5 protein-coding genes and 1 pseudogene are annotated in these 3602 nt (G+C 48.8%); 2 read left to right on the top strand and 4 right to left on the bottom strand.

Annotated features, from left to right (window positions below; genetic code table 11):
* The first annotated feature begins 415 nt into the window (after positions 1-415).
* Positions 416-613 carry a helix-turn-helix domain-containing protein gene (locus CAGGBEG34_RS11195; RefSeq protein ID WP_158641860.1) on the top strand — a complete coding sequence of 66 codons (198 nt, stop codon included), beginning with the start codon at positions 416-418 and terminating at the stop codon, positions 611-613.
* A gap of 34 nt (positions 614-647) precedes the next feature.
* On the opposite strand, the gene CAGGBEG34_RS08665 is transcribed toward CAGGBEG34_RS11195, so the two are convergent.
* From CAGGBEG34_RS08665 to CAGGBEG34_RS08680, 4 genes and pseudogenes are all read right to left on the bottom strand, one after another.
* Positions 648-1706, bottom strand: a complete 1059-nt coding sequence (locus CAGGBEG34_RS08665) for a DNA/RNA non-specific endonuclease (RefSeq protein WP_203224877.1) — start codon at positions 1704-1706, stop codon at positions 648-650.
* 118 nt (positions 1707-1824) lie between these two features.
* Positions 1825-2124: a hypothetical protein gene (locus CAGGBEG34_RS08670; protein WP_006683282.1), complete on the bottom strand. Its 300-nt coding sequence runs from the start codon at positions 2122-2124 to the stop codon at positions 1825-1827.
* Between the two features lie 194 nt (positions 2125-2318).
* Positions 2319-2735, bottom strand: a pseudogene (locus tag CAGGBEG34_RS11850) (inhibitor of vertebrate lysozyme family protein).
* A 149-nt stretch (positions 2736-2884) separates the two neighbouring features.
* On the bottom strand, positions 2885-3088 hold the full coding sequence (locus CAGGBEG34_RS08680; RefSeq protein WP_203224878.1) for a hypothetical protein: 204 nt from the start codon (positions 3086-3088) through the stop codon (positions 2885-2887).
* Positions 3089-3411: 323 nt separating this feature from the next.
* Here CAGGBEG34_RS08680 and CAGGBEG34_RS08685 point away from each other — a divergent pair, with 323 nt between their 5' ends.
* The gene (locus CAGGBEG34_RS08685) at positions 3412-3591 is read left to right on the top strand and encodes a Panacea domain-containing protein (protein WP_006683285.1); all 180 of its coding nucleotides are present in this window, start codon (positions 3412-3414) and stop codon (positions 3589-3591) included.
* Positions 3592-3602: the final 11 nt, after the last annotated feature.

The following is a 3602-nucleotide window of genomic DNA, read 5'->3' on the forward strand; positions in this document are numbered from 1 at the left end:
GGCTGAAATTGGGTAAGTACGCTTGGCTTCGCGCCGTCCAATCTTGCCGTCCCGAATATCCGCGCACAGTGGCAACTTGAACTGCGGACTGTGCCGACGATACAGACTTCTTGTTGACATCGTGCTGTGCCTCTGAAAAAGGACCCAGCAAGCGTATCAATTGATCGACTCCGAACTGTCCAGTTCCAGGGGTTCACTCCACTAGGGGGTCATTTTTCAACTGAACTTTACATACATCACGTGATTGCTCAGATGCTCTCCAGACACTGCCCGAAGTTAAAGCAGTGTCCAGCCTGTTCTGGCGGCGCGTCTTGCGGCTTGTAAATCGGACTGAATTGGCCTAATTATTGTTCTTCTTGCGTGTCTTGAAGGCACAGAAAGACAGCCTGGAACAGAAAGTGGCGCATGAAAAAGATTGGCCAGCGCGCTTCCCAGGCTGTCTCTTACGATTCTGGAATGGGTGAAGGCGCGCGGGTCTCTAACGATATCCGAGGCTGAAAAACTGACGGATGCGCCAAGAGGCACGATCAAAGCCAGATTGAGCGCGCTTGTCCGGGATGGGTTTCTCAAGCGGCACGGCAACGCGCGGGCCTCTTGGTATGCGCTTGTCTGATGGAGCTGTGCAAAAGGTGGGATGCGAACTCCCATCAGTCAAGCATAATTTCCCTGACATCTTGTAGCGCTGCCGCGAAACTTTCATCTGCGGCGGCCAGTACATCACGCTTCGTCAGTTTTCCAAAAGACAACTGTGCAAGCGCCTCAATTGCCTTCAGCGGCCTTTGCTGGTGTTTAAATTCTCCAAAGACAAACATCGGCTTTACAAATCCCTCCGTTGCTTTTGGCTTAAGCTCGGCAATCGCGGCGGCTTGCGATCCGATATATCCAGTCGCTGTGATCTCGCCCGTTTCATCGTGCACGAAAGCGATGACTTTCCAGAACCGCGCCGGGATTTGGACGCCGTGTACAAATGGGTCGTCCTCCTGAAAGACTGGTCCAGTAAAGACGCATAACCGCATGTGGTCGTGTTTGGTATTGGCCAGAATATAGTTTTCGATACTGCCCCATAAGCCGCCGTTGAAGCGTTGCACCTGCGGCGCGGCATTGGTGGCATGAAACGTATCCGCATCGGCAACGGCAGCAATGTCTTTAGGCCCCCAATCGGGGTCTTGTCTGCGGGTCATATGCCCGCGGCTGAAATAGCCATCTCTTTGATTGCCGTAGACTTCATGCAGCATTTGATATTCCGCCGGAATGCGGGGATCAAGTTTCCAGACATTGGTGCGCGCAACCGTCTTCGTAGCGCTGCCCTCAATATTGCAAGCGCTAAAAATCGGCATCCGTCGGGATTTTGACACCGCCGTTGAGAAGTGCATGTATTTCAATTCATGCGTTTCTTGTCCGTTCCATGCAAACGTCGCAACGTCGCATTTGAGTGCATCGCTCAGCACAGGCAGCTCGATTCGGGTTTTGCCGTCAATAAACAAAGGGTTATATCCTGTCCTGTTCGCATAATCTTCAATCCGATCTGGCGTTTTGCGTACCCGCTGGATACCAAAATCGCCTTCCGGTTCACTCTCCGGCGCAGATGAAAAACGGAAGCGCGGCTTGAGTTTATTGTTTGATACTTTCTCCACGGGCTTTTCCTGTCCACTGTAGAATCCAACCGCAGCCCCGATAACAGGATTGATCAATTCTGATGAATCCATCAACCGTGCCTGATGGCCTATTACATTCTGCATCAAGAGAACATGAATCTCCTGATCTGAACCCATACAAAAATTTCTATAGAGTCTGAAACGTCTTAGTCACCAGAATACGTCAACCTCAGGAAGAACGCTCATTGGTTTGAACCTTTTTCAACCCATATGAAGCTTGGCCTGCCCATTGGGTAACTAGAATACCGCAGGAGGATACATGCTTGAAAACAATACCTTTGATTTCTTCAAGCAGTGCTTCTTTTGTGATATTGCCTTCGTAATTGTATTCCGCATGGGGCATTTGATAAGGAATGCCGTTACATTCTGTAATATGCGTAAAACCTACATGATGCAGGTCTTTGTGTACTGAGTTATAAGTACTCGAATGCGCGTTATGAAGTTCGATGCGAACCGTAAATTGAGCCATTCTTTTCCCTTTCCGTTGATTTTCTCAAGCAAATGCTTGCCCCCCTTCAAAAAATCCGTGTGAACATCTCTAGTTTGACTGGGTTTAAGCTCATCTGTATTATCATGATGAATGCACTGCCTTGTCAATGAATGATCTTAGGACGGCAGGCCGTCTCTGAGCGGTTTTGCCATTTTTATCGGACATCCATATCTTTATTTCCAATTTGGATCCGCTTTGAGCTGGCCCATCAAGTGGGCCTTGATAGGTTGGTCAGGTTTTCCAAGCCAGCGATCAGTTGCATATTGGCTTGGATGCAGGATAGCGTTATCCGTGTCTTTGACCGTCACCAAAAGTCCCCAGGCCCGCTTTTTATCTTCACTGAAAACACCATAGAAACGATGATTGCCGCAATCATGCGGTTTGCACATCTCGCCACTGATATAGTGCTTTCCAGCAATGCGAACGCGGTCCTACGGCGAACTCGTACCCCTTGCCTGGCGTACCCAGACTGGAACCTGTTTTTCGCCTTTGAAGAGATTCTGCCAAGCTGTGCGGTAAGCAGTACGACTATTAGCCCAAAGCCCTGAATTTAAAGGACTTTGATATTTCTTCGCTGAATATTTTAGCATGAAAAGGAAGCCTTATTATATAAGTGTTCCCAGAATTTTTATAAATAGTATTCAGCAATTTTAATGTAGCCGCCCTCCCTTGAGCGTCCTTTCACGCTTGCGCTGCGCCTCACTTTCGATATCAAAGTGCACTGAGCGCACAAATTCTTTTACAGGGTCTTCTTGGCCTGCATCAATCCTCTGTATCCGCTTTTTATTCTGTACACGGAATAGACGAACGGATTAACGAGCGTTCCGTCGGCGTAATAGGCGCGTACAGTCAGCCAGTCTTGATCTGAGGCGTCCTCTTCCAGATGAACGTGGATGATTCGGCCTTCATATTCAAACGTTTCCAGGATTTCGGATGGCATCATGCGCTCCGCTTCTATCATTGAAGAGCAGAGCATAGTGCTGAGTGGCGTATGCCGTCTATGATGCTGTTTGGCTCATCCAGCGCATTGAAAGTCAAGCGTTGACGGTCAAAAGCGGGCGTCTAGAGCGTCGAGTCCGGCCCAGTAAAATATCCTGATAAATCAAAGCGTTACATCGATCAAGGTGAGTCAGGGCTTGGTAAATGGGAGCGGAATTTGGGCGGGTTCCCGGATAGACTTGGTGAAGAAAAAATAAGCATATGATGCAAAATTTGCGCAGACTGCATACAATGTTTTCAAGCGTAAACTGACAGAAGGAGGCCGCAATGGTTTCCGTGTTTGATGTGGCGAACTATTTTTTGACGCTGGTAGAAGAAGAGGTCGGTGACGCTTTATCCAATCTGAAGCTTCAGAAGCTGGTTTACTATGCGCAGGGGTTTCATCTGGCGTTGCGGAGAGATTGGTTGGTGGGTCGTATAGGGCTCGAACCTATGACCATCAGATGAAGAGTCTGCCG

Source organism: Candidatus Glomeribacter gigasporarum BEG34, from assembly GCF_000227585.1.
GTDB lineage: Bacteria > Pseudomonadota > Gammaproteobacteria > Burkholderiales > Burkholderiaceae > Glomeribacter > Glomeribacter gigasporarum_B.